The sequence below is a fragment of the Mycobacterium senriense genome (assembly GCF_019668465.1).
GTDB classification, from domain to species: domain Bacteria; phylum Actinomycetota; class Actinomycetes; order Mycobacteriales; family Mycobacteriaceae; genus Mycobacterium; species Mycobacterium senriense.
In genome coordinates this window covers 4,867,369-4,890,662 of the sequence record NZ_AP024828.1, presented here as the reverse complement: position 1 = coordinate 4,890,662, position 23,294 = coordinate 4,867,369, and the positions used below count along the sequence as shown (strand labels likewise).

The following is a 23,294-nucleotide window of genomic DNA, read 5'->3' as shown; positions in this document are numbered from 1 at the left end:
TCACCTCCCGACACCCGGGAGCAGGGCTAGGTATTGCGGCCGGCATTTCATCGCATGCCAGACCTTGTGGTCGCCGTTGGACTGCTCACCGCCGACCAGCTCGAGGATGTTGCCAGCGGCATCGGGTCCGATGGTGAGGATCTTTGGTGGTTCGGAATCGGGATCAATCACGTCTTCGTACTGGTAAAGGTCGTAGGCGTGCGAGATCGCCTCCCGCGAACAGCCGTGCTTCAACGCAGTCTTTTCGATTCGAAGCACGCCGACAAGTGTAATACGAAATTGCTAGGTGTCTAGGCCCGGCCAATACAAGGCGGTCGAAGGGCACGTCGCATAAGCAAGCTCACGCGCCGCACGGTGCTCATATCGGGCTCCGATCCACGCGATCCCCGTAGGTTGCGAAACCGACCGGAGTTCTGGGGGTGTTTGCCCGTCTCGTCCTGTCGCTGCGCTCCTCAGAATGTCGGCGCCGTCAGCCCGGTTATCTCGACGATGGACTGCGGGAAGCGAGCAGCAGTGAACGCCAGGTATGAGCGACGTGCGTCCATCGTGATCCGGCCGATTCCGGCGCTTTACAACGCGCGAAGTCGGCTGGTCGGTGCAGCCCTGAACGGATTGTCCGCCGGCGTCGCCGCGCCGGCGATCTCGGCGATCCGCTCCTCGGAGAAGCCTTTGGCCGTGAGCGCATCGCCAATCCGCGTTGGGAACTCGGGTCTTTCGTCGGGGATGAACTCGCTGCCCGGTTCCTTCGTCTTCCACCCTTTCGCGTTCATCATCTTGTAGAAGCGCGTCCGGGCTTCCGGCGTGACCGTCTTCAAGCCGTGCGCCCGCTCAAGGAGCGCCTGCATCGACACACCCCATTCGCGCTTGAGCGCGGCAAGAGTTCCCAGGTCCACCTTGCGAAGCTCTGGCCGAATCTCGTCGAGCGGCATCAACAGCTCGGCCGCGAAGCGGTTGGCTTCAGCTTCCATATCCTCGGTAGCGATATTCGAGTGCAGCACCAAATGGCCAAGCTCATGAGCTTTGGTGAGCCGCTTGCGGTCTGGCGCAGCATTGGCATTGATCAACATCACGGGATGGTCGCCGACCCATTGGGAAAGACCGTCGATCCGGTGAGTGCCGAAGTCCTCCTCGAACACCAGCACGCCGGCGCTCTCAAGCCATCGCGTGAGGTTGACGACGGGGCCCAAGGGCATCCTCCACTGTGCGCGAATCAGTCGCGCGGCATGCTGCGCGGGCACATCGTCTGGGTCGAACGTTGGTACGTGCTGATCGCTCATCATCGAGATTTCCTCGAACAGAAACGACGCGTGAACCCGAAGCAGGTTCAGCCGTGCTTCCATCTGGCGCCACAGAGACGCCTTCGTGGTTTTCTGCCGACGCATATGGGCGTCCACGGCCAAGGCTCCGCGAAAGCGGTTGCCATGTATAAGGAGTTGCTCCGTAACTCCCAGCGCCTGCGCCAATGCTGCCACCGTCTCTGGCTCTGGGGCGCGGTCACCGGCCTCGTAGCGATTGATGGTGGGTTGCGTGGTACCCACCATGTCTGCCAGCTCCGCTTGGGTGAGTCCCCGCGCCTTCCGAGCGATCGCGAGCACATCTCCCAGCCCGCTCATGACGTACTCGCTTCTCCCTCATCGTCCTCAGCATCGCTCGCGAGGTCACCCAGGTCGATGGTCGGCAACGTCGGTTCGATCGGCTTCCACGACACCTTCTCGCCCTCGGCGGGTTCGCTCAGCTCGATGGCCCAGATGACGTTATCTTTTCCGTCCCGGAGCGACACCACGGGTGCTTCGATCTCGCGGAGTTCCCGATCCCAGCGGTAGCCGACGGCGATGCGTACCTCTTCGAGGCCAGGCAGCGTGTCGGTGTTCTGCCGCCAGAACTCGATGGCCGTCCGGGTCGGGTACGTGCTGATGCGGTCGCCGGCAAGATGTCGCTTGATCCTCAGCCGAAGGTGGATGCCGAGCGCGATTTCGCGGGTAGGGCCCACCTCGATGATGTTGGCGTCGGCGTCGCTGTCGATGAGAGTGACCAGATGCGCCCACATCCGATCATGGATGAGGTTGGAGAGGCAGCGCGCATGCATGGTGGGAAACCATCCTGGACGCCACCCGCGCATGTCGTTGAGGTCGTTACGGGCACCACGCACGGCGGCGACCAGAGAATCGAGGAATTTGTCGCCAAGTTCGGCAACAACTTCGTCGTCGGTGGGATAGGGGGCTGAAAACATACCGGAAAATATACCGGCCGGATCCGACAAGATGCCTTAGTTTCGGTCCATAGGACACCCGTGTCGTACCGACGGGGCCGTCACTCGTTAACGCGGGCCGTCTGGCTCGGGCGGGAAGGGAATGCGCGGTCCGTACCGCCATTCATACCGTCATTAGGTCGATTTGACCGCGGCTTTCCGTGTTCGTCCGCGGCTGTGTCTACGTGTGGTAACTCGCTGTGCCACAAGGGATATAGCACACATTCGCGGACGCCTGCGTATACCGCCGTTAAGCCTGGGGGTCAAGTGGTCGCAGGTTCAAATCCTGTCAGCCCGACAACAGGTCATTTCTCGGGACATCGTTGACAGGTGTTCCCGAGACGTGGTCTACACCTAGCCGGTTTTCGGGGCTTTTCCAATCATGTGTGACTTTGCGGATGAGCTGGTCGGTGTCGCAGTTCAGGACGCGGATTCGAGGTTGTTGGTCAGCATGATGACATGGGTGCCGCTGCGGTGTTTGGACAGTCCGGTGGTGCAGGCGGCGGTTGTAGCGCGCGGTGATGACGTTGGCGGCGTCGATTGTGTCGTGGCGGACCCGGTAGTGCGGCGGCCGTGGTTGGGTGTGCGTCTGTCCACGGCGCGGTGGGGCCGGGTGGTTGTGTAGTAGGTGGCGAATTCGTCGAGCAGAGCCTGCAGTTAAGTCGACTCGCGCTGCAACGGTGGCGACGACGGCATCGGTGCGTGCGCGGAGTGCAGCGGCGAGGGTCGGGCCCGGGCCGCGTTGATTGTGTAGGAATCGGTAGCGTCGGCGCCTGGGCTCGACTCGGGCTAGCAGGACCGTGACATGGCGGCCCCGGTGTATCAGTACTTCAACGAAACTAACCGTAGCTTCGATGAGATTGCGGTGCGGGCTTGGCAGCACCTTTAGTGCAACGCCGGGATCCCACTGTCTCCATTGCTGACAGAGCCGTTGGGTCGCAGCGGGGTCTATGTCCACCGCGCGCGCGGCGACTTTCTCTGCGCCGCGGGTGCAGACTCGACCCGCCGGGCGGTCGATCGCCCCCTGGCGGGACTTAGACAGTGCGTCACGGGTTCCCCTGACGGGCAACGCGATGCGGATCGGAGAGTCCTCGGCGACGTCGTCGTCGGCCACCTGGGCCCCCGCGGCGCCACCTGGAAGCCAGACCGGGCGGGCCGTGACGAACAGCCCACGTGGCGGCGCGGCTGCGCCCTCCCGTCCGGATCCCGGCGTGACCGGGCCGAAGGCGCCAACTGAGAGGCACCCCCAGCGGGTCGTTCCCGCCCCGGACCTCCCAGATGACGCGCACGGCGGAGACGAGCAGCAAGACGGTCAGCGTGGTCAGTGCGTGAATTTGGACGGTGAGTGGGACGGTCGCAGCCATAACGCCCCCGGCCACGAGCCGGTCGACCATGATCCTGCGGTGGTCGCGCCACCGGTAGGCGACGTCGCCGAGGTAGAACAATGCGACGCCGCCGCTGAGGGCGACACCGGGCAGCGGGTCCATCGGCGCGTCCGGGTGTCCCACGGCCTCGTACACGCCGAGGGCGAAGAAGACGATGCCAGTGACCAGCACCAGGTGGAGATAGCTGTAGGCGTCGCGGGCGTGACGGGCCCGGCGAGCCGGGCTCAGCCGCCGCAGCCGCGCGGCGGCGCGGGGGCTCGGCTCGAAGTACGTCCACCACATCCCGGCGGCGATAAGCACCGCCGTCACCACCGCGACGGCGGTCAGCGGCCGGCCGATGCTGTCCTTCGCACCCCCACCCGCACTCACGATCGACTCGCCGAGGGCGATGATCACGATGAGACCGTGCCGCTCGACGAAGTAACTTGGGGACACCCGCCACCCGGCGCGCCCGGCTATGAGCGGCCCGCTGAGGTCGACTATCGCGGACACTAGCCATAGCAGCTCCCGGTAAGGCGACGTCATGAAGGCTCCCACGACAATGAGCCCGGAGCCGGCCAGCAGGTAGGGCACCAGCTGGAGGGTGGGTGTGCGGAGCTGCTCGTCTCCGCGCGTCGTGCGGAGTAGCAGCACCACATGAAGCAGCCGGACGAACACGTAGGCGGTCGCGAAGACCAGCGCCATTTTCCCAAAGGCGTTCGGCAGCGCCGTCGCCGCGATGAGCATCGCAGCCATCGCGAAGTAGATCAGGATGCGCGCGGGCGGGTCCGCGTGCTCGAAGGTGTTGGTCAGCCAGGCGTAGTTCTCCCAGGCCCACCAGATCGCCGCCAGTGCCAGCGCCCCTTGACCGAATCCGGTCCACGAGACATTCGCCAGCATCAGGGTCGTGACCTCCGACATCGCGTAGACGTAGACGAGGTCGAAGAACAGCTCAAGCGTGCCGACCGTACGGTCCTCGTGGTAGGCCGTCCGCTGGTGCTGTGTTGCCCTGTCGATCACCGACCCCTCCCATCCACCCGGGACGTCGGCCGCCGGGCGGCGAAGGCACCAGTCGTCACGGGTCGGCTGGTCACCAAAACTCTTTAAAGTTTGCAGTTTTCGGACTTGAGCATCCACGCTTCCTTTTCGAGGGCGTCGATGATGGCATGCAGCAGGTCAGCAGTTGACGGATCGGCGGCATCGACCTCGTCATGCACAGTCCGGACGGTGTCGACAACGGCGTAGACCCGAGCGGCCATCATGTCCACCGTTTCGGTGGTGCTGAGTTCGGTTGGCGGCGCGGCGGGGACGGTGGTCGTGCGCGCGACCGTATCTGAGCGCCCGTCGGGAACTGCGTCAAGGGCGCGCATACGTTCGGCGATCGTGTCACTGGCTTCGCGCACGGTGTCGACGATGCTGTCGAGTTGCAGGTGCAAGTCTCGGAAGTTTGTTCCGACGACATTCCAGTGCGCTTGCTTGCCTTGGAGGTGCAGCTCGATCAAGTCGACGAGTACTTTCTGCAGGTTTTGCGGCAAGCTATCCGGGGCGACGAACCTGCGCACCTGGTCGACGTCACGACGGTTCGTCTGGATTGAAGGTGTCACGGCAATCCCTTTCGTGGTATCCGCGGCGATGTGTCGTTGTCTGACAAGGTTTGTTGCCTAGGGCCGACCATGCACGCTGCCGTTTCGGCGGAGGTCGCGGCTGGGCAGGGCTGACGTTAGCGTTCACGCGTCGGCGCAGTGGCAGGACTGGATGTTGACGGCTAAGCATGATTTCTGGTCCAGCCGTCGTCGCGAGCTTCGAAGTGTCAGTGGGCGTTCGCGGCCTCCGACAGCCGCAGTCCAGTGTCATGATGCTGCTGCCGGGGTTTTGGCGAACGCCTTCACGACGGCGGCGCAGAACGCCGGCAGATCGTCCGGCGAGCGACTCGAGATGAGGTTTCCGTCGACGACGACTTCCTCGTCGACAACGTTGGCGCCCGCGTTGCGCAGGTCGGTCCGGACGCTGGGATACGACGTGAGGGTTCGCCCCGCGACGACGCCTGCCTCGATGAGCGTCCATGGGCCGTGACAGATCACCCCGACCGGTTTGCCCGACTCCACGAAGTCCCGCACGAATGCGACTGCACGTTCGTCAATGCGCAGCTTGTCGGGATTCACGGTCCCGCCCGGCAGCAGCAGGCCGCCGTAGTCCTCGATCGACGCGTCGGCGACAACCCTATCGACAGTGAACGTGCCCGCTGGATCGAGGTCGTTGTTGCGCATCTGAATCCACCCTTTACGCAAAGACAACAGTTCGGTCTGCCCACCGGCCTGGTGCACCGCCGCGGACGGATGCACAAGCTCGACCCGTTCCACACCATCGGCTGCTAGGATTGCAAAACTTTTGCCCTGCAACATATTTGACATTACTTACACTCCTCACGCCGCCGCCAGTTGTGGTCTGAGTACTACGATGTTGCGACAGAATCGAGCTCGTTGCGGGCCTCGACCGCGCGCCGCAGTTCCTCCTCTGCGCGGCGGTGCGTCTCGGCCTCGGCAACCATCCGCTCTTCCTCGCTGTTGTAGAGGGTGGACTGTTCGCTGATCGTGATGCTCTGCTCCGCGTTGGTGTCCTTGTCGCGTGCGGTCACGTTGAGGATGCCGTTGGCGTCGATGTCGAATGTCACCTCGACGTGCGGTTCACCGCGCGTCGCCGGCCGGATGTTGCCTAACTTTGGACCGGCCCAATACCCGGTTGTCGCTGGCCATTTCGCGTACCGCCTGGTTAGGCCGGACCGTCGAGATCATCGTCGCGGGATTAGCCAGGACCACACCTACGCGTTCACCGTTTGCTGAGACTCAGACGTGGTTGGAATGGCTTGCGCGCCACCTTTCGCCGCGCCGATTGCGATCTTGCGCGGCTTGCTGGCCTCCGACACCGGAACCGTTAAAGTCAGCACGCCATGGTCGACTTGGGCGGTCATCTTGCTCGGATCGAGGTTCTCGCCAAGAAAGAGCTGCCGGCGGAACTCGCCCTGCGGTCGTTCGTCAATGATCACCTGGTCGCCCTCCTGGCGCAGCGGTTGGCGACGGGCGCTGACCTCGACGACATTGCGTTCGACGGTGACGTCCACATCGTTTTCTGTGATGCCGGGCACGTCAATAGCGATGATGAATTGGTCACCCCGGCGAAAGGCCTCTATGGGCAGGGTATGCGCCGTCCAGGCGCCTCCTACTGCCTGATTGGCCAGCCGGTCAAGGTCAGGGAACGGGTCGAATCGCATCACTGTCATGGCGGTCTCCTAGGTTGGCCACGTTCGCGGCGGTCGCGCGTCGACGCCACGTAGAATCCGTACCGAAAGCGCGGTAATACGCTCCCAGAGCAGGAGTCTGGCATCTGGCCGCGGTAGTCGCGTGCACCCAGTGGGTCCGAAATCTGGACCGGGATTCGTCCTCCCAGGACGAGCACCAGAGTGTTGGACGGGCAATGTTGAGCGTCACGCTCACCACTGGGATCGTGTCACTGGTATCGCCGGGGGAGTTCCAAAATTATTCGTTAGACAAGCGTGTCGTGACCGTGTACTTCGGTGTCGTGACCGCTGTTCGTAGCCCTAGACGAATGGCGTTGCAGGAGGGGACGATCCGTTGTACTCACAGCACGAATCGCGCGTGACGCACGAGTACAACCACCATCGCCGGCATTCATCTACTGGGCTACCAGGCGCCAGCCCGCAGGCTCTATACCGCCCGTGGTGGATTAGGCGACGGGAGCAGCCTGGTGAACTCCATAGGGAGCTGCGACATGAAGTCGTTGAACTCCTTCCGGTCAACCGCCTCCCGCAAGGTCAGCAGCACCGCCTCCACACCGGTCATAGTCTCGGTCTTGGTCAGCCCAGTGCGACTGCTGACGCGCACAATCAGGTCATCCAGGGCGAATCGCTCCGGACCTTTGCCGTTCCATCGGACTGAGTCGCCAAGCTCCTCGGGGAGCTGTCGGATCAGGTGCCGTACCTCTCCGGCGCTGACTCGCATCGCCAAGACCTCGAGTACCGCGCGGGTCAGATCGGCTGCCTCCCCCTTCGACAGCATGGCGCGCTCGGCGACGTCGCGATAAAACTCGTGAGCATTCATCGGCTCATCTCCAACTGTCTGTTCCACAGAGCGGCGGTTTTTTCTCGGACAATGCCCGCTTCAGCGTTGCGGCGCACCAACCTGTGGTTAGTAAGAGTCGATGGACAACCTGTTCTGGCAGATCGAGACCGCTGCAAAGGGGCGGGCCCTCAGGTCTAGCGAAGCCGACAGTTTTCGCACCTGTGTGTCCAAGACCGCAGGCAGCGTCAGCGGCATCATGTCGACGAAGACCGTCGGATCGACAAGGAGGTACTCAATGGCTCGAATACTGATCGTGCTCTCTGGCAGCGACCACTGGACGTTGTCCGACGGCACCCGCCATCCCACTGGATTCTGGGCCGAAGAATTCGTCGAACCCCACCGCACCTTCCGCCACGCCGAGGTCGATGTCGACATCGCCACTCCTGGCGGTGTCCGGCCGACCGTCGATCAGGTCAGCCTGGCGCCCGATCGCGCCGGTGGCGAAGAACGCGCCGCCGAGCTTCGTAGCTATTTGGAATCGCTGCAGCACGAGCTCGCCGCCCCAATGTCGGTGGAGCACGCCGCCGAAAACCTGGGCAACTACGACGCCGTCTTCATTCCGGGCGGCCACGGGCCGATGGAGGATCTGCCGGACTGTCGACCGCTCGGCCGAATTCTGGCCGGTCTGTTCGACACGGGACGAGTCGTGGCTGCGGTATGCCACGGGCCGGCCGGACTGCTGGCGGCCCGCCGCGAGGACGGCACCTGGCTGTTCGCCGGCCGAAGGCTGACCGGCTTTACGAATGAGGAAGAGCGCCAAGGAGGTCTGGCGGACCGTGCCAAGTGGCTACTGGAGACCCGACTGCGCGAGGAGGGAGCGGACTTCGACCAGGGGCAGCCCCGGAGTTCACATGTGGTGGTGGACGGGCGCCTTGTCACCGGCCAGAATCCGGCGTCCTCGAAGCAGGCGGCCGAACGCACGCTTGCGGTCCTCATGGCGGCACAGTCCCCGCAGTCGTGACGAGGAAGGAGCCAAGGATGCATGTTCGGTACACGCTGATAACCGCCGACCCTGAACGGATTGACGACGCCATCGCATACCTCGCTTCTGATGGCCGATTGCGCCTTGAGTCAGAACCCGGCGAGAAAGGAATGTCGCTGCAGGTATCCCCCGACCTGGCCGTCGCGGTTCTCGAGTCGTTCTGGGTCTCACACGACGCCATGCGAGAAAGCGAAGGCGTAGAGGCCGGTGTCCGCGACGAGGCGATCCGTCTTGCGCTCGGCACCGCCTCGGTCGAACGTTTCAGGCGGGCGAGCGTGACTCGGGTGGGGCGAGAAGAGGGCGGAGCGGGCGTGCGCCACACCGTCTATCAGACGAATCCGGCCGCACTCGACGAGGCGATCGCCGGATATGAAGACACAGCGGTGCCTTGGCTGACGGAAACCGACGGGTTCGTCAGTGCAGCCCTGCTAGTCGATCACCGGTCTGGGAGACAACTCAGCCAAACCATTTGGCGCGACATCGACGCGTTGGTAAAAAGCCGTAGTTCTGCCGCAGCGATCCGGGTGGACGCCGTCGCGGCGACCGACAGCGCCGTAGTCGCACTCGACGAGTACGGGCTCGTGTTTCGGTCGGTCCGGACGGAATGATCGACATCGCAAACGCGACAGCATTAGGTCCCAGGAAGGCATTGATTCGTACCATCGGGCGAGGGCCGCTCCGAGGAAGCAAACCCCCTGTGTCGGTTACCGATCAGGAGGCCTGTCGTCAACTGGCCCACCCTTCGTCGGGTCGGCGGCACAACGCCGGTTCATCACGTGCATGGTCGAAGTGACTCCTCATGACCAAGTCGGGGGCCAAGAATCGACCTGCCGGATCGTCTACTGCCGGCGAACGAGTGAATACCTTTGACTCATGGCTAAAGACACAGAAAACCAACACACCACCGACACCCAAACCATCACCGAAAACCAAGGCACCACCGGAAACGACTCCGCAGATCTACAGGCGCCCGGAGGCAACCCGGACAACCGCGAAACCGTTCAGAATTTGGGCGCACCCGAACTCCGCAATGCCGTGATAGAGCTGTTGACGATCATTGACGATTCCGATGATATGAACGTGGTCGTCACCATCTCCGACGACGGCACTGTCGTCGTCGAGGCTGCCTAGTCCGACGAGCACTGGAGAATCCGAGGACTGCTGAATGGCGTGTGTTCGGTGAACCGCACGCAGTCGAGCAGTTTCATCTGTCGGCGCTGCCCCTCGTCGAGCAAGAACCAGGCACGAAATCATGGCTTGCGGTTCGGTTCAGTCCGTCGACATTCGGCATTATCGACGCTTTCCCCGACGAGGCGGCACGAGAGGCACATCTTGGCGGCCCAGTTGGAAAGGCCCTCGCGGAGAAGGCCGACGAGCTGTTCGCCTTGCCACCCGCCATCAGCAATCTGGACGTTCTCGCCAACAAGCTCTGAGGCCGTTGGTGACGCCGCTGTATCAGGGTGACCCCAGGATAGGGCAGCGAATCAATCCGGACGCGATCTGTTAGACACCGCGGACGACGCCCTGATCGCCTTGGGCAAAGGAGAATTGAGGTGTGACACGGATGGACGACGGTCTGGCCGCCCATTTCTAGCCGATCGGACAACATCGTGAACTCGTCGATACCACGCGCACGCGCTGCGGCGGCGATGTCCGTGCTGATTGCCGCCGCCGCGGTAAGCGGCTGCAGCGCCGGACAACAGTCGCAAACCGCCAGGATGGAACCAGCCGTCAACGGCTCCATGGCCACCCTCAATAACATCGCGCTGCGCAACATCCGGATCCGTGCCAAGCAGACCGGCTATGCAGTGCGGCCGGGTAAGACCGTCGACCTGGCGCTCGTGGCCACCAATCAATCACCGGACACCGCGGACGCCCTCGTCGCGGTCACCTCCGACGTCGGTGCGGTCACTGTGGCCGGAAACACCGCGATACCGGCCGGTGGCATACTGATCGTCGACAGCCCGGATCGGGTGGACGCCGCCGCGCTGGCAGCGGTTGAACCCGCCAACACTGCCACCGCAACCCTGATACTGACCAAGCCGATCAGCAGCGGGCTGACTTACGAGTTCACGTTCCAGTTCGCACACGTCGGCGAGATATCCGTCCGAGTGCCGGTCTCGGCTGACTAGCGCAATCGGCGTCACGGCCACAGAGACACCCAGATGCCGTCGCTGGACACGGGTCAGCGCGATGCGGTCGGGTTGCCCTCGCGCCGGGGGGCACCGGCCGGAAGCTTTGCGGCGAGAACATCGGCTGTTTCGAATACCGGAGTTTCCTCAAAGAGATGAGCATTGGCTTTGAGCGCTGCGGCTACCTTGCCGGTAAGATGAGTCTGCCTGCCGACCTCATCGGGAAACACCATATACAAACCAAATTCGAGCAACCCGAAGCGAACAGCGAACCACGCAGTAGTGCCGGGTTCTTCCTCGACATCCCCGAGGTTACTGGACAGCAAATCCGCAACCTCTTGCGCCTTCGTAGGCTTAGCCTCGAGCCGCGCAGCCAACGCATATGTGGCCTTCATGATGTGCTCCTGAAATGTGAACTACGTAGGGGCCGTGCCCGTTGTTCAGGCTAGGGTGGGCCGGCCTTGGGGAAATCGCACCGGCAGCAGCAACTGATCGCGTCCAATTCGGCCTGCCAGGTCGAACCAGGCTGTGAACGCCTGCTGCACAACGAATTCCACCGCTATGTACTGCTCGCGGCGGATCTGCCAGACCCAGGGGCACCCCGTCACGTAGTCGCTGTTCATGGCACACGAGGTCGATTCGGCGCCCAAAATTCACCGCGCCAGACGGAGGCATCCGGCTTCTCAGCGAGGCACCATGTCGTTCTGCGATAAGAGGCAACGCTTCTAGCGGGCTGGGCGCCATCCGAGCAGCGCAAACCCATTTCCCAGAGGTGAGGACTGACATGAATAACACCGCAGATGACGTCGCTCTCGCGCTGTCACTGGCAGACGAGGCCGAATCGATGACCATGCCTCGGTTCACCGCCGTCGATCTCTACGCAAAAACGAGGCTGGAGGACACGCCGTTGATGGATGCTTACCGCGACGTAGATGTCGCCCTCCGCAGAAGACTGGCCATGAAGCGACCGCAAGATACAATCTTCGACGAAACGCTCCGCGGCCCAAAGATGTTCGCCGGACGAATCTGGGTCATCGATCCGCTGGACGGCCGGAAGAATTTTATCCGCGGCGTACCTATTTGGGCGACGCTTATCGCGCTGATGGTCGACGGCGTGCCAACTGTGGGTGTCGTCAGCGCCCCAGCTCTGCATCGGCGTTGGTGGGCAGGCGCCGGGGATGGCGCGTGCGCGACCCGGTCGACCGAGCCGGCGCGACGGCTGTCTGTCTCGGCGATCGATGACTTGGAGGCAGCCAGCCTCTGCTTCTCCAGCCTGTCCAGCTGGGGGGTACTCGGTCTGCGTGAGCGGTTCATCGTCCTTGCCGACGACGTATGGCGGGCGCGCGGTTACGGCGACTTCTATTCGTACTGCCTGGTGGCCGAGGGGGTCGCCGACATCGCGTTAGCAGCGCAGGTGTCGGTCCGGCAGCTGGCGGCCGTCGATATCTTGATACGTGAGGCTGGTGGCACTTTCACAGACCTGGGGGGTTTCCCGGGACCGCACGGCAAGACCGTCGCAGCAACCAATGGCCCACTCCACAATGCGGTCCTTGGCCGCTTCTCCGGCACCGCGGCGGTGCATCAGACGATTTGAGCACGGTGGCGGTGTCGGCGTCGGCGTCGGCCGGACATGCGCAGTCATCGCCGTTTCGTTTGGTGCACCGAAAAGTACCCCGGCAGACCAGAAGCATCCGAGACGGCGTTTCTTGCCCTGGCGGGTCGAGGTTGCCCCGGCACGCCGTCAATACACTCGACACATATGGCGACGACGCCACGCGACAAACGGGGCTACCACGCGTTCGTCTTCGACATGGACGGCGTGGTCACCGACACCGCAAAGGTCCACGCCGCGGCGTGGAAAGCGCTGTTCGACGAGGTGCTGGCGCGCATCGGAAGGCCGGGTCAGCCGCCATTCGATCCGGTGCGCGACTACCTCGTCTACATCGACGGACGCACGCGCGAGGACGGTATTCGGGCCTTCCTGACCGCTCGCGGCATCATACTGCCGGAGGGCAGCCCGGACGACGGCCCGGAGCGGTTGACCGTTCACGGGCTCGCCGAACGTAAGCAGCGGCTGTTTGCCGACGCCATCGCCCGCGCCGGGGTCGCGGTGTTTCCCGATGCCGCCGATCTACTCGCCAAACTTCTCGACCGCGGCATTCCCGCCGCGCTGGTCACCGCGAGCCGCAACAGTCAGGCCGTGCTCGACGGGATCAGCCTGTCGGGCATGTTCACCACCATCGTTGACGGGTCCGACGCCGCGCGGCTCGGGTTGCACGGCAAACCCGACCCGGCGATGTTCCTCGAGGCCGTCGACCGCCTTGGTGTGGAACCGGCCGACGCCGTCGTCCTCGATGACGCCGTCGCAGGGGTAAATGCCGGCGTCGCAGGCGGTTTCGGGCTAGTCGTCGGAGTGGACCGGACGGGACACGGCGTGGAACTGGCCGACGCCGGGGCACATCTTGTGCTCACCAGCCTCGCGCAGCTCGATGCGGTGCTGCCCGACGGCGGGTACGCCGGCAAGTGGATCGGCGGCGCGAATAAGGGCAGTTCGGACCATTGGCACCTGGTATACGAGGACTTCAACCCGCTGCTCGAAGGGACACGCGAGGCGCTCTGCACGCTCGGCAACGGGTACTGGGCCGCGCGTGGCTCGGTTCCGGGCACCACCGCCGACGGCGTGCACTACCCGGGTAGCTACATTGCACGGGTATACAACCGGGTCACCAGCGCCATCGGCAGGCGGGCGATCGAAACCGAACACCTGGTCAACACGCCGGACTGGACGTTTCTGACGGTCCAGTTGGCCGGCGGGCCCGCTCTGCGTCCGGGTATACCGGAAATGCTTTCCCACCACCAAGACCTTGATCTGCGCGCCGGGATGCTGACTCGCATCAACAGGTACCGAGATCATGCCGGACGAACGACGAAGATCACCACGCGACAACTGGTCTCGGTGTGCGAAACACATATCGCCGCACTGGAAGTCACGATCGAGGCCGAGGACTGGTCCGGTGAGACGACTGTTGAGTCGATCATCAACGGCGCCGTCGCGAACCGCAACGTCGCTGCCGATCTTCGACTCGTGTCGCAGCATCTCGAGCCGGTCGGCTCGAGCGTCGTCAACGACAAGACGGCGCGCGTCGAAGTACGGACCAACCAATCGGGCATCGAGATCGCGATGGCGGCGCGGCATCACGTCGCTCCGGCCGCATCCGTCGCCGACCGGCGGCCGATCGCCGACGAAAGCCGTGCCGGCCACACGTTCACCCTTCATCTCCGGCCCGGCGTGCCGGTGACTGTCGAAAAGACCGTGGCCGTGGCGACCTCGCGCGACAGCGCGATCTCCTCCGCTGCCCTGGATGTCGACAAGCGGATCGCACGCGCGGGGAGGTTCGATGACCTTCTGGAAGGGCAGCGCACGGTGTGGCGGGACTTGTGGCAGCGGTTCGGCATCGGCCTGGAGGTCGGGTTCGAGCAGGCGCTGGCGCTGAACCTGCACATCTTCCACGTGCTGCAGGTGGTCGTCGCCGCTGACACCGACCTCGATGCGGGCCTGCCCGCGCGTGGGTTGCACGGCGAGGGCTATCGCGGACACATCTTCTGGGATGAACTGTACGTTTATCCGCTGCTAACCATGCGCAGGCCGGAACTGACCCGCTGCTTCCTGCTGTACCGGTATCGTCGGCTACCCGACGCGCGGGATTTGGCGTGGGCCAACGGTTTTGACGGTGCAATGTTCCCTTGGCAGTCGGGCAGCGATGGCCGCGACGAGACCCCGGCCGAGCTGTTGAATCTCCGCAATGGTCAGTGGATGCCGGACAATTCCCATCGACAGCGTCATGTGGGCCTGGCGGTGGCCTACAGCGCCTGGCAGTACTACCAGGCGACCGGTGACAAGGGCTTCCTCGAGGACTACGGGGCCGAGCTCATCGTGCAGGTCGCCCGGCTGTTCGCCAGCATGGCAGTTCATGATCCGGTCGATGACCGGTTCAACATCAGCGGCGTGATGGGACCTGACGAGTACCACGACGGCTATCCGGATGCCCCGGGCCTGGGTGTTCGCAACAACGCCTACACAAATGTGTTGGCGGCCTGGGTATTAGCACGGGCAGCCGACACGGTCGACCTGCTGACCGGCCGCGACTGTGTCCCGCTGTGGCGCCGCCTGGACATCAGGCCGGGGGAGCGCGAGCACTGGCAGCGGGTGAGCCGACGGATGCGGGTGCCGTTCCACGAAGGCGTGATCAGTCAGTTCGAGGGATACGAGGCGTTACAGGAGCTCGACTGGGACGGCTACCGCGAACGCTACGGAAACATCGGGCGGATGGACCTGATCCTGCAGGCTGAGGGCGACTCCACGAACAGGTACAAGCTGTCCAAGCAGGCCGATGTCCTGATGCTGTTCTGTTTGTTCTCCATCGAAGAACTGCGCGATTTGTTCGACCAGATGGGTTATTCACTTGACCCGGATGTCGTGCAGCGGACCGTGAAGTACTACGAGGCGCGGACGACTCACGGCTCTACCCTGAGCAGGGTTACCCACAGCTGGGTGTTGGCCCAGAGCGACTGCGCCCAGTCGTGGTCGTTGTTCAAGGAGGCTCTCAAGGCAGACCTTCAGGACACTCAGGGCGGAACGACTCGCGAAGGGATCCACCTCGGGGCGATGGCCGGAACGGCCGACATGGTGCTGCGCTGCTACGCCGGGGTCGAAACACGGGGCGACGTCCTTCACCTTCACCCGGTGCTGCCGAGCGAGATCGGCCGGGCGTCGTTCGAGATCATCTACCGCGGTCAGCCGGTCGACGTCGAGTTGACCCAGCGGTACGCCCGGATTCGGTTATTGCCGTGCGCGGCCGACCCGATCCAGGTCTGTGTCGAGGGCAGCACAAAGACCCTAGGCCCGGGTCAATCGTGGGCGGTGCATCTTCCCGCCCGCTAGCCACCTCGCCCAGCATCGTGTCGGCTGGCGTCAGCATCGGTCCGAGCCCGATTGCGCCGTCCTCGTTGCGCAGGGCTGGTGATCCGCTTGTTGATGTCGTTGGTTGTGGTGTTGGGAAGCTTGACGATCATGGCCGCCGCCATTCCCGGCCCATGCGCCGCAGCATCTCGAACGCCGACGAGGGGCCCCACGTGCCGGGCTCATATGACTCGGGCCGACCGTGCGCGGCCCAGTAGTCGAGGACCGGATCGAGTATTTGCCAGGACAATTCGACCTCCTCGTTGACCGGGAACAGCGAAGCCTCACCGAGTAGCACGTCGAGGATCAGTCGTTCGTACGCCTCGGGCGAGTCCTCGGCGAACGCGGACCTGTAAGAGAAGTCCATGTTGACGTCGCGGACCTCCATCGCGGTGCCGGGCACCTTGGAGCCGAACCGCAGCGTGATGCCCTCGTCTGGCTGGATCCGGATCACCAACGCGTTGTGGCTGAGCTCCTCGGTCATGATCTGGTCGAACGGCAGATGCGGTGCGCATTTGAAGATCAGCGCGGCCTCGGACACCCTGCGGGCCAGGCGTTTTCCGGTTCTCAGGAAGAACGGCACTCCGGCCCAGCGGCGGGTGTCGATCTCTAGCGTGATCGCCGCGAACGTCTCGGTGGTGGACTCCTTGGAAAAACCCTCCTCATCGAGCAGGCCGAGGACGTGTTCGCTGCCTTGCCAGCCAGCGCTGTACTGGCCGCGGGCCGTGGTCTTGTCGAGCGGCTGGGCCAGCCGGACCGCCGAGAGGATCTTGATCTTCTCATCTTTCAGTTCGCGCGCACTGAAGGTGATCGGCTCTTCCATTGTGGTGAGCGTTAGCAGCTGCAGCAGGTGGTTCTGGATCACGTCGCGGGCGGCGCCGATGCCGTCGTAATAGCCCGCGCGTCCGGCGAGACCGATGTCCTCCGCCATGGTGATCTGCACGTTGTCAACGTAATTCGCGTTCCAGATCGGTTCGTACAGCTCGTTGGCGAACCGCAGCGCCAGGATGTTTTGGACTGTTTCCTTACCGAGGTAGTGGTCGATGCGGAACACCGACTCCTCTGGAAAAACACGGTTGACGATAGCGTTGAGTTCGCGGGCGCTCTGCAGGTCATGGCCGAACGGCTTCTCGATCGCCACCCGGCTCCAGGTGCCCTCCCGAGGACGCGCCAGCCCTGACTTCTGCAGCTGCTCGCACACCACCGGAAACCCATTCGGCGGGATCGCCAGGTAGAACGCGCGATTGCCGCCGGTGCCGCGCTCCGCATGGAGCTTCTCCAGGCATTCAGCCAGTCGGCCGAACGCCGCCTCGTCATCGAACGTGCCGTGCACAAACCGGAAGCCCTCGGCCAGCCGGTCCCACACCTCCTGCCGGAACGGCGTGCGCGCATGTTGCTTAACGGCGTCGTAGACGACAGTGGCGAAATCCTCGTCGGCCCAATCCCGCCGGGCGAAACCGACGAGTCCGAATGTCGGCGCCAGCAGCCCGCTATTAGCCAGGTCGTAGACCGCCGGCATCAGCTTCTTGCGGGCCAGATCCCCGGTGATCCCGAAGATCACCATCGCGCAGGGACCGGCGATACGTGGCAGCCGCTTATCGCGCTTGTCCCGCAGCGGGTTAACCCAGGCGGCCGCAGCGGCCGGTGTGGACTTGGTCGACTGGACGGTCGTCATTTCGCCGCGGCGTCCAGCTGAGCCTGCATTTCCTTCAGCAGTTCGTTCCACGACGCCTCGAACTTTTCGACGCCCTCGTTCTCGAGCACGATGAACACATCGCGCAGATCCACCCCCACCGCCGAGAGCTTGTCGAACACCGCTTGCGCCTCGCCCGCCCGGCCGGTGACGGTGTCACCCGTAATCACTCCGTGGTCGGCCACCGCGTCGATCGTCTTCTCCGGCATCGTGTTTACGGTGTCAGGCGCGACAAGCTCCGTGACGTACAGCGTGTCGGAGTAGTCCGGGTTCTTGACCCCGGTCGATGCCCAGAGCGGACGCTGCACCCGCGCCCCGTCGACCTTCAGCGCCTCAAATCGCTGACCACCGAGGAACACCTCCTGGTAGGCGGCATACGCCAACCGCGCGTTGGCGACGCCGGCCTGGCCGTGCAGCGCGAGCGCCTCGTCGGTGCCGACCTTCTCCAGCCGCTTGTCGATCTCGGTGTCCACCCGCGAGACGAAAAATGAAGCGACGGAATGGATCTTCGACAGATCGTGGCCGGCGTGCTTGGCCGCTTCTAGCCCAGCCAGATAGCCATCCATCACCGCGCGGTGGCGCTCGACCGAGAAGATCAGCGTCACGTTGACCGAAACGCCTTCGGCGAGAACAGCGGTGATCGCCGGCAGACTCGGCCGTGTGGCGGGAATCTTGATCAGCACGTTGGGCCGGTCGACGACCTTGCACAGCTCGATCGCCTGCAGGATCGTCTTGTCGGGGTCGTGGGCGAGCCGCGGATCAACCTCGAGCGAAACCCGGCCGTCGACGCCGTCGGACGCCTCCCACTGCGGCCGCAACACATCACAGGCTTCGCGGACGTCGTCGGTCGTAACAGTCCGGACGGCGGCGTCCACGTCGGCGCCACGCTTGGCCAGCTCCGCGATCTGCTCGTCATACGCGTGGCCTTCCGACAACGCCTTTTGGAAGATCGTTGGGTTGGTGGTGACGCCGGTGACGCACCTGGTGTCGATGAGCTCCTGCAAATTGCCGGTGCGCAAGCGGTCGCGCGACAGGTCGTCCAGCCAGACAGATACGCCGGCGGCCGACAGCGCCGCCAGGTTGGGATTCTGTGACTTTGCTTGAGTCATCCGGGTATTCGCTTCCTCAGTTGTGCAGTGATCGTTCGGCGGCGGCCGCGACTTCCTCATCGCCCAGGGCGGCGCGGTGCGCCTTATCGGTGTTCACCTGGTCGGGGCCAGCGCGATCTTGGTGTCGTCCTCGATCGAGATGCGGTTGTGGTCGTAGAAGACGATCAGGTTCGCCCAGTTGCTGGGTGCCGGCCAGCGGCGCCAGGCTCATCGCGGTGCCGGGATGGCCGTTGCCGCCCTTTTGCACGGCGCCGGCAGCGAGCACCCGGATCGTGTCGACCGCACGCCCCCCACGTTCTTGTAAACCTGATCGCCGATCAGAATGGCGCCGTGGCGGCGGTAGGAACCGATAGAGCGCCGGCCCCGACGTGTGTGGGCCGAGCTGGGCGCTAGACATAGTTCTGATGCACGTAGCACCAGCGCCACGTCTCTCCGGACTCCATGGACTGCACAATCGGGTGGTCAGTGGCACGGAAGTGCGCGTCCGCGTGGCGCATCGGTGACGAATCGCAACAGCCGACGTATCCACAGGTGAGGCATAACCGCAAATGCACCCACTGCGTGCCGTGCCGCAGGCATTCTTGGCAGCCCTTGTGGGTGCGCGGGCTCACTGGGTTGATGGCGACGACATCGGGATCCATGTGCGTCGAGGTCATTGACGTGCCTCCTTGAGGGTTTGTTCTGCGAGTGATTTATCGAACCTTTTTCCTTGCGCCGCAACGGAAGCGCCGAGCAGCATGGTGGGTATCGCGCGAATGGTGAAGCGCTGGCAGGTAGCCGGCGCCTCGTCCACGTCGAATTCGACCAACTTCAGCGTGGCGGCGCGTTCGGCGGCAACTCATTGCAACGCGGGGCTGACTTTGTTGGTTCCATGGCGTTACCTCGTCAGTTACGACTTTCGCGCAGAACTGCTGGTATCCATCCGGAGGTTCTCCTCGAGCGGTAATCAAGCCGACGACTGCCACTTCGGATGGTGCGAACCTACGCGTCAACCGTCTCGCCTGGCCCGGAACCCGTTTCAACGGCTTGCTGTCCGCCGTTGGAGTGCCCGATCTCGACCTTGCGTGGCTTGCTCGCCTCTGAGAGGGGGATCGTCAGGGTCAGCACACCCCGGTCGCATGCGGCGCTGAGGTTGTCGGGATCGAGATTCTCACCAAGGAACAGTTGCCTGCGGAACTCACCCTGCGGCCTTTCGTCCACGATGACCTCGTCGCCCTCCTGCCGGATGGGTCGGCGCTGTGCAGTGATCTCGACGACGTTGCGTTCGACGGTCACATCGATATCGTTCGGGTCGCTGCCCGGAACGTCGATCGCCACGATGAATTGGTCGCCGCGTCGCAGCGCCTCCATCGGCAGCGTTCGCGCGGAGCGCGCTCCGGTCAGAGCCTGGTCGGCTAGTCGGTCGAGTTCGCGGAAAGGGTCAAATCGGATTAGAGTCATGTTTTTCCTCAGTTGGGTGTTCGCGGCTGCGGAACCCCGGACCGGTGGATGTCCTATCGCACCTGGTGAGGTCCGGAACCCACTCTGTCAACGTTGCGTCGACAGCGCGTGCGCCCAGCGGGTGGAAATTGTTGGCCCCAATTCGTTACGCCAGCACGAACATTCGGATCGTGACGCGGCTTTGCGCGAAGGGCCGCGGTGTTCCTTTGAAAGCGTTCGTTGCAGGCTGGTTCGGCAGCTGTCCGCGGGTGCGCGTGCTCTGGCCGAGACGTGCCAGCTCTTGCCGACAGCCTTTCGCAGGGTCCTTCTGCACGCCAATGCGTTTCCCGAGAGCGCCTTTCGGAATCGAATGATGTCACGGCACCCGGCGGAACGTGCCGGGTGACGGCTGCTCACAAGCCGGCCAGTCCTATCGCAGCGCTGCCAACCTCGCGACGCCGCCGCGCTTCAATCACAAGCCAGCCAAGCGCTGGAATCTGCGCTCTCGCCGCACGACGCGGGAGCTAACTGCTTGGAAAGGCGAGCAAATTCTTCGACAATGGTGCTGTAGAACGCGCGCAGCGCGTGCGGCGAGGGCGGCTCGCCATCCAATATGGAGGCGCCGGTCTGTCGCAGGGACCGGATCGTCAGATAGGACGGGAGACTTTGGCCCCGGGCCACACCCGCCTCAAGCAGGGTCCAGGTGCCGTGGCAGACGACCCCGACCGGCTTCCCCAAGCTAATGAAGTCACCGACGAATGAGACCACGCTGTCGTGGCTGGAAAGCTGGTGGGATCTCACCATCCCGGGCAGCAGTAGCAACGCCTCGTACTCGTCGGCCGACGCGTCGGCCACCGCCCGGTCGACGGTGTACACGCGGCTTGGGTCGAGGTCTTCATCGAGCGATTCGATCTGCCCGGTTCGCAGCGACAACAGCTGCGTCTGAGCGCCCGCTCGTCGCACCGCATCGCCCGACCAGTCCAATTCGGTCTGTCCGACGCCGTCCGCCGCAAGCAGTGCGATCCTCAAACCTTGGAGGCATTCGGTCATCTCGGACTCCGCTCGGCAATGAGGTGTAAACGGGGATTTCCCGTTGACAAGCATCGCCTTTGCGGACGTCCGTATCCTGCTCCCGCCGGAGCGAATATGTCAGTCGCTATTCGCCCCGCCGTGACAGGACGGCCGGATCACCGCGGATTACTTCCCCTTCTGGCAGTCATGTACCGCACGACTTCGCTGCGGGTCAGCCCCATGTAGGCACCCTTTTCGAGAATTTCCTCCACCGCGAAACCCTGGCTCTGCAGGGCTTGAACAAACTTAATCCTGTTCGACGAGTACTTCTGCACCCTTGGCTTGCGAAACTCGCCTTTCGGAACATCGAATTGCGCGTGCTGGCGTTCTCGCTTCACCACAACGGGATCACGTCGGTACTTGCCTTCTCTCATGTCCCGAAGGGCTTTTTGCCCGGCTTCACCCCGGAGGATGACATACTCGGCATTCGTCTTATGCTGAGCAATCTCCGCCACCAGCAGGCCTGCGGCGTTGGCACGAACACACGCTCGCTTGGTGCAGTACGTGAACCCCAATTCGGTTCGCTCTCGGAGGATTTCGTCTCCGCAGGTTACGCATCTCATTTGTTGTCCTTCGTCCATCGCGCGCCACCGACGAGATTGGCGGCCCATAGAGTAACGATCGGTTACGCCCACTAGTTCCCGCTCAACTGTGATGACACCGTCGTCTGGGAGGTAGACGAAACGATCACGCGCACAGCGTATTTCGTTCGCGTATCTCTCTCGGGGGTCTCGTCCGCACCCGCAGGTGTGGGGGAGTGGCGGCGGCCACACCAACGTGGCGGAACAATCGAGGGATGTCGAGTGAGTACCCATCGGCGCCAACGGTGTCGAAGCGAGACCGGGTCGCCCTTTATGCGGTTAGTTTCTTCATGGCCGACATGGAGGCCGGTATGGGTCCCTTCCTGGGCGTGCTACTGCAGAGCCGTGGCTGGAGCACCGGCACCATCGGCGCGGTCATCACCTTGGGCGCTGTTGTTGGCATGCTCGCTGTCACTCCGGCGGGTGCGCTGGTCGACGCCACCAGCCACAAGCGCGCCTGCGTCATCGTCGTCGGGCTTGGCGCCGTGGCGGGCGCGGCGGTCATCCTGACGTCGCAGCACTTCTGGGTGATCGCCGGGGCCCAGGCGGTGATGTGCATTTCCGGGGCAACGATCGCACCCGCGATGATCGGCATCACCCTCGGCGTCGTTGGGCAAGCAAGGTTCACGGGTCAAAACGGCCGCAACCAGGCCTTCAATCATGCCGGCAACATGACTGGAGCGGCCATCGCCGGCCTGCTGGGCTGGCATTTCGGGTACGCCGCGGTGTTCTGGCTGGCGGCAGGGTTTGCGGTCCTCACTGTCGTCGCCGTGCTGGCGATCCCGGCTGGTCACATCGACCATCACCTCGCCCGTGGGGAGGCGCTCGCCACCGACCAGCCGCGTATCAAGTCGTTGCGCGTCCTCCTCAGGTGCCGGCCGCTGCTGGCGGTAGCAGCAGCGGTGATGCTTTTCCACCTGGGCAACGCCGCGATGCTGCCGCTCTATGGGTTGGCAGTGGTGGCCAAAAACGGCAACCCGTTCATCACCGTGGCCGGTACCGTCGTCATCGCCCAGGCCGTGATGGTCCCCGCCTCGCTGGCAGCCATGAGAATCGCCGAAGTCCGTGGGTACTGGCCGGCCATCTTGATCGCGTTCACCGCGCTGCCGGCGCGCGCCCTCATTGCCAGCCATGTGATCACCAGCTGGGGTGTGATACCGGTGGAAGTCCTCGATGGCGTCGGTGCCGGCATCCTGTCAGTCGCGGTGCCGGGACTGGTAGCCCGCATACTCAACGGCACAGGCCACATCAACGTCGGTCAGGGCGCCGTGATGGCTGCGCAAGGGCTTGGTGGTGCGCTGAGTCCGGTGCTTGCCGGATTTGCTGCCCAGACAATGGGATTCGCAACCTCATTCACCATGCTCGGCGGCATTTCTCTGGGATCACTGATTATCTGGCTGGGTTCCGCCTCGATGCTGCGCCGCGCCGGCGACAGGTAGCCCGCCCCGGTCGGCCGGTTTGTCAGGACTGACATGGGCCGGTGCGAAATGCTAATATGGCGGGGACTTCGGCAGTGAAGCTGCCGGTATTGCACCCAGGAACCCTGGTCTCGCCGGACCAGGCCTCTAGTCCTTCGAAGCGTGGCAGTCCGGTGGCCGA

25 protein-coding genes and 2 pseudogenes are annotated in these 23,294 nt (G+C 63.8%); 8 read left to right on the top strand and 19 right to left on the bottom strand.

Going from position 1 to position 23,294, the window contains the following annotated elements:
- The 10 genes from MTY59_RS22820 to MTY59_RS22780 form a co-directional block, all read right to left on the bottom strand.
- The gene (locus tag MTY59_RS22820) at nt 1-258 is read right to left on the bottom strand and encodes a hypothetical protein (protein WP_250160643.1); all 258 of its coding nucleotides are present in this window, start codon (nt 256-258) and stop codon (nt 1-3) included.
- A 311-nt stretch (nt 259-569) separates the two neighbouring features.
- On the bottom strand, nt 570-1,613 hold the full coding sequence (locus MTY59_RS22815; protein WP_221043166.1) for a helix-turn-helix domain-containing protein: 1,044 nt from the start codon (nt 1,611-1,613) through the stop codon (nt 570-572).
- Complete coding sequence (locus tag MTY59_RS22810; protein WP_221046604.1) at nt 1,610-2,230, bottom strand: hypothetical protein; 621 nt, start codon at nt 2,228-2,230, stop codon at nt 1,610-1,612. The genes MTY59_RS22815 and MTY59_RS22810 overlap by 4 nt, the downstream gene beginning before the upstream one ends.
- A 307-nt stretch (nt 2,231-2,537) precedes the next feature.
- On the bottom strand, nt 2,538-3,362 hold the full coding sequence (locus MTY59_RS28085; RefSeq protein WP_488656275.1) for a hypothetical protein: 825 nt from the start codon (nt 3,360-3,362) through the stop codon (nt 2,538-2,540).
- Nucleotides 3,295-4,632, bottom strand: a complete 1,338-nt coding sequence (locus tag MTY59_RS22805) for a low temperature requirement protein A (protein WP_250160642.1) — start codon at nt 4,630-4,632, stop codon at nt 3,295-3,297. Before MTY59_RS22805 ends, MTY59_RS28085 begins: the two co-directional genes overlap by 68 nt.
- 83 nt (nt 4,633-4,715) lie before the next feature.
- The gene (locus tag MTY59_RS22800) at nt 4,716-5,204 is read right to left on the bottom strand and encodes a Dps family protein (RefSeq protein WP_221046602.1); all 489 of its coding nucleotides are present in this window, start codon (nt 5,202-5,204) and stop codon (nt 4,716-4,718) included.
- A gap of 258 nt (nt 5,205-5,462) precedes the next feature.
- Nucleotides 5,463-6,023 (bottom strand): type 1 glutamine amidotransferase domain-containing protein, encoded by a 561-nt coding sequence (locus MTY59_RS22795; RefSeq protein WP_221043165.1) that lies wholly within the window; start codon nt 6,021-6,023, stop codon nt 5,463-5,465.
- A gap of 41 nt (nt 6,024-6,064) precedes the next feature.
- Complete coding sequence (locus MTY59_RS27525) at nt 6,065-6,283, bottom strand: Hsp70 family protein (RefSeq protein WP_250160640.1); 219 nt, start codon at nt 6,281-6,283, stop codon at nt 6,065-6,067.
- A 147-nt stretch (nt 6,284-6,430) separates the two neighbouring features.
- The gene (locus MTY59_RS22785) at nt 6,431-6,889 is read right to left on the bottom strand and encodes an Hsp20/alpha crystallin family protein (protein ID WP_221043164.1); all 459 of its coding nucleotides are present in this window, start codon (nt 6,887-6,889) and stop codon (nt 6,431-6,433) included.
- Between the two features lie 445 nt (nt 6,890-7,334).
- Nucleotides 7,335-7,727, bottom strand: a complete 393-nt coding sequence (locus MTY59_RS22780) for a DUF2267 domain-containing protein (RefSeq protein ID WP_221043163.1) — start codon at nt 7,725-7,727, stop codon at nt 7,335-7,337.
- Between the two features lie 256 nt (nt 7,728-7,983).
- On the opposite strand from MTY59_RS22780, the gene MTY59_RS22775 reads away from it, so the two are divergent.
- From MTY59_RS22775 to MTY59_RS22755, 5 genes are all read left to right on the top strand, one after another.
- The gene (locus MTY59_RS22775) at nt 7,984-8,709 is read left to right on the top strand and encodes a type 1 glutamine amidotransferase domain-containing protein (protein ID WP_221043162.1); all 726 of its coding nucleotides are present in this window, start codon (nt 7,984-7,986) and stop codon (nt 8,707-8,709) included.
- Between the two features lie 17 nt (nt 8,710-8,726).
- Entirely contained in the window at nt 8,727-9,338 is a 612-nt protein-coding gene (locus tag MTY59_RS22770; RefSeq protein ID WP_221043161.1) for a hypothetical protein, read from the top strand.
- Nucleotides 9,339-9,603: 265 nt separating this feature from the next.
- Nucleotides 9,604-9,861, top strand: a complete 258-nt coding sequence (locus MTY59_RS22765; RefSeq protein WP_221043160.1) for a hypothetical protein — start codon at nt 9,604-9,606, stop codon at nt 9,859-9,861.
- 41 nt (nt 9,862-9,902) lie between these two features.
- The gene (locus tag MTY59_RS22760; protein ID WP_250160639.1) at nt 9,903-10,163 is read left to right on the top strand and encodes a putative quinol monooxygenase; all 261 of its coding nucleotides are present in this window, start codon (nt 9,903-9,905) and stop codon (nt 10,161-10,163) included.
- 216 nt (nt 10,164-10,379) lie between these two features.
- Nucleotides 10,380-10,862, top strand: a complete 483-nt coding sequence (locus MTY59_RS22755; protein ID WP_221043159.1) for a copper chaperone PCu(A)C domain-containing protein — start codon at nt 10,380-10,382, stop codon at nt 10,860-10,862.
- A 53-nt stretch (nt 10,863-10,915) separates the two neighbouring features.
- Here MTY59_RS22755 and MTY59_RS22750 read toward each other — a convergent pair whose 3' ends face one another.
- Nucleotides 10,916-11,257 carry a putative quinol monooxygenase gene (locus tag MTY59_RS22750; protein WP_221043158.1) on the bottom strand — a complete coding sequence of 114 codons (342 nt, stop codon included), beginning with the start codon at nt 11,255-11,257 and terminating at the stop codon, nt 10,916-10,918.
- A 389-nt stretch (nt 11,258-11,646) separates the two neighbouring features.
- Here MTY59_RS22750 and MTY59_RS22745 point away from each other — a divergent pair, with 389 nt between their 5' ends.
- Together MTY59_RS22745 and MTY59_RS22740 are read left to right on the top strand one after the other, a co-directional pair.
- Nucleotides 11,647-12,456 (top strand): inositol monophosphatase family protein, encoded by an 810-nt coding sequence (locus tag MTY59_RS22745; protein WP_221046600.1) that lies wholly within the window; start codon nt 11,647-11,649, stop codon nt 12,454-12,456.
- A 165-nt stretch (nt 12,457-12,621) separates the two neighbouring features.
- A complete protein-coding gene (locus MTY59_RS22740; protein ID WP_221043157.1) occupies nt 12,622-15,804 on the top strand; it encodes a beta-phosphoglucomutase family hydrolase in 3,183 nt (1,060 codons plus the stop codon).
- Nucleotides 15,805-15,931: 127 nt separating this feature from the next.
- On the opposite strand, the gene zwf is transcribed toward MTY59_RS22740, so the two are convergent.
- The 8 genes and pseudogenes from zwf to MTY59_RS22700 all read right to left on the bottom strand — a co-directional run bounded on the left by zwf (nt 15,932) and on the right by MTY59_RS22700 (nt 21,695).
- Nucleotides 15,932-17,497 carry a glucose-6-phosphate dehydrogenase gene (zwf, locus tag MTY59_RS22735; protein ID WP_221043156.1) on the bottom strand — a complete coding sequence of 522 codons (1,566 nt, stop codon included), beginning with the start codon at nt 17,495-17,497 and terminating at the stop codon, nt 15,932-15,934.
- Nucleotides 17,494-18,624, bottom strand: coding sequence for a transaldolase (tal, locus tag MTY59_RS22730; protein ID WP_221043155.1), 1,131 nt, complete (start codon nt 18,622-18,624; stop codon nt 17,494-17,496). The genes zwf and tal overlap by 4 nt, the downstream gene beginning before the upstream one ends.
- A 184-nt stretch (nt 18,625-18,808) precedes the next feature.
- Nucleotides 18,809-19,021: pseudogene (locus tag MTY59_RS28030) on the bottom strand (hypothetical protein); the annotation flags it as partial.
- Nucleotides 19,014-19,280, bottom strand: coding sequence for a UBP-type zinc finger domain-containing protein (locus tag MTY59_RS22720; RefSeq protein ID WP_221043154.1), 267 nt, complete (start codon nt 19,278-19,280; stop codon nt 19,014-19,016). The gene MTY59_RS22720 and the pseudogene MTY59_RS28030, both read right to left, overlap by 8 nt.
- Nucleotides 19,277-19,441 (bottom strand): annotated as a pseudogene (locus MTY59_RS22715) (thiol reductase thioredoxin); the annotation flags it as partial. The pseudogene MTY59_RS22715 and the gene MTY59_RS22720, both read right to left, overlap by 4 nt.
- 164 nt (nt 19,442-19,605) lie before the next feature.
- On the bottom strand, nt 19,606-20,064 hold the full coding sequence (locus tag MTY59_RS22710; protein ID WP_221043152.1) for an Hsp20/alpha crystallin family protein: 459 nt from the start codon (nt 20,062-20,064) through the stop codon (nt 19,606-19,608).
- A gap of 447 nt (nt 20,065-20,511) precedes the next feature.
- Nucleotides 20,512-21,093 carry a DJ-1/PfpI family protein gene (locus tag MTY59_RS22705; protein WP_221043151.1) on the bottom strand — a complete coding sequence of 194 codons (582 nt, stop codon included), beginning with the start codon at nt 21,091-21,093 and terminating at the stop codon, nt 20,512-20,514.
- A 137-nt stretch (nt 21,094-21,230) separates the two neighbouring features.
- Nucleotides 21,231-21,695 carry a hypothetical protein gene (locus MTY59_RS22700; protein ID WP_221043150.1) on the bottom strand — a complete coding sequence of 155 codons (465 nt, stop codon included), beginning with the start codon at nt 21,693-21,695 and terminating at the stop codon, nt 21,231-21,233.
- Nucleotides 21,696-21,910: 215 nt separating this feature from the next.
- On the opposite strand from MTY59_RS22700, the gene MTY59_RS22695 reads away from it, so the two are divergent.
- Complete coding sequence (locus tag MTY59_RS22695; protein ID WP_221046599.1) at nt 21,911-23,134, top strand: MFS transporter; 1,224 nt, start codon at nt 21,911-21,913, stop codon at nt 23,132-23,134.
- The last annotated feature ends 160 nt before the right edge of the window (nt 23,135-23,294 follow it).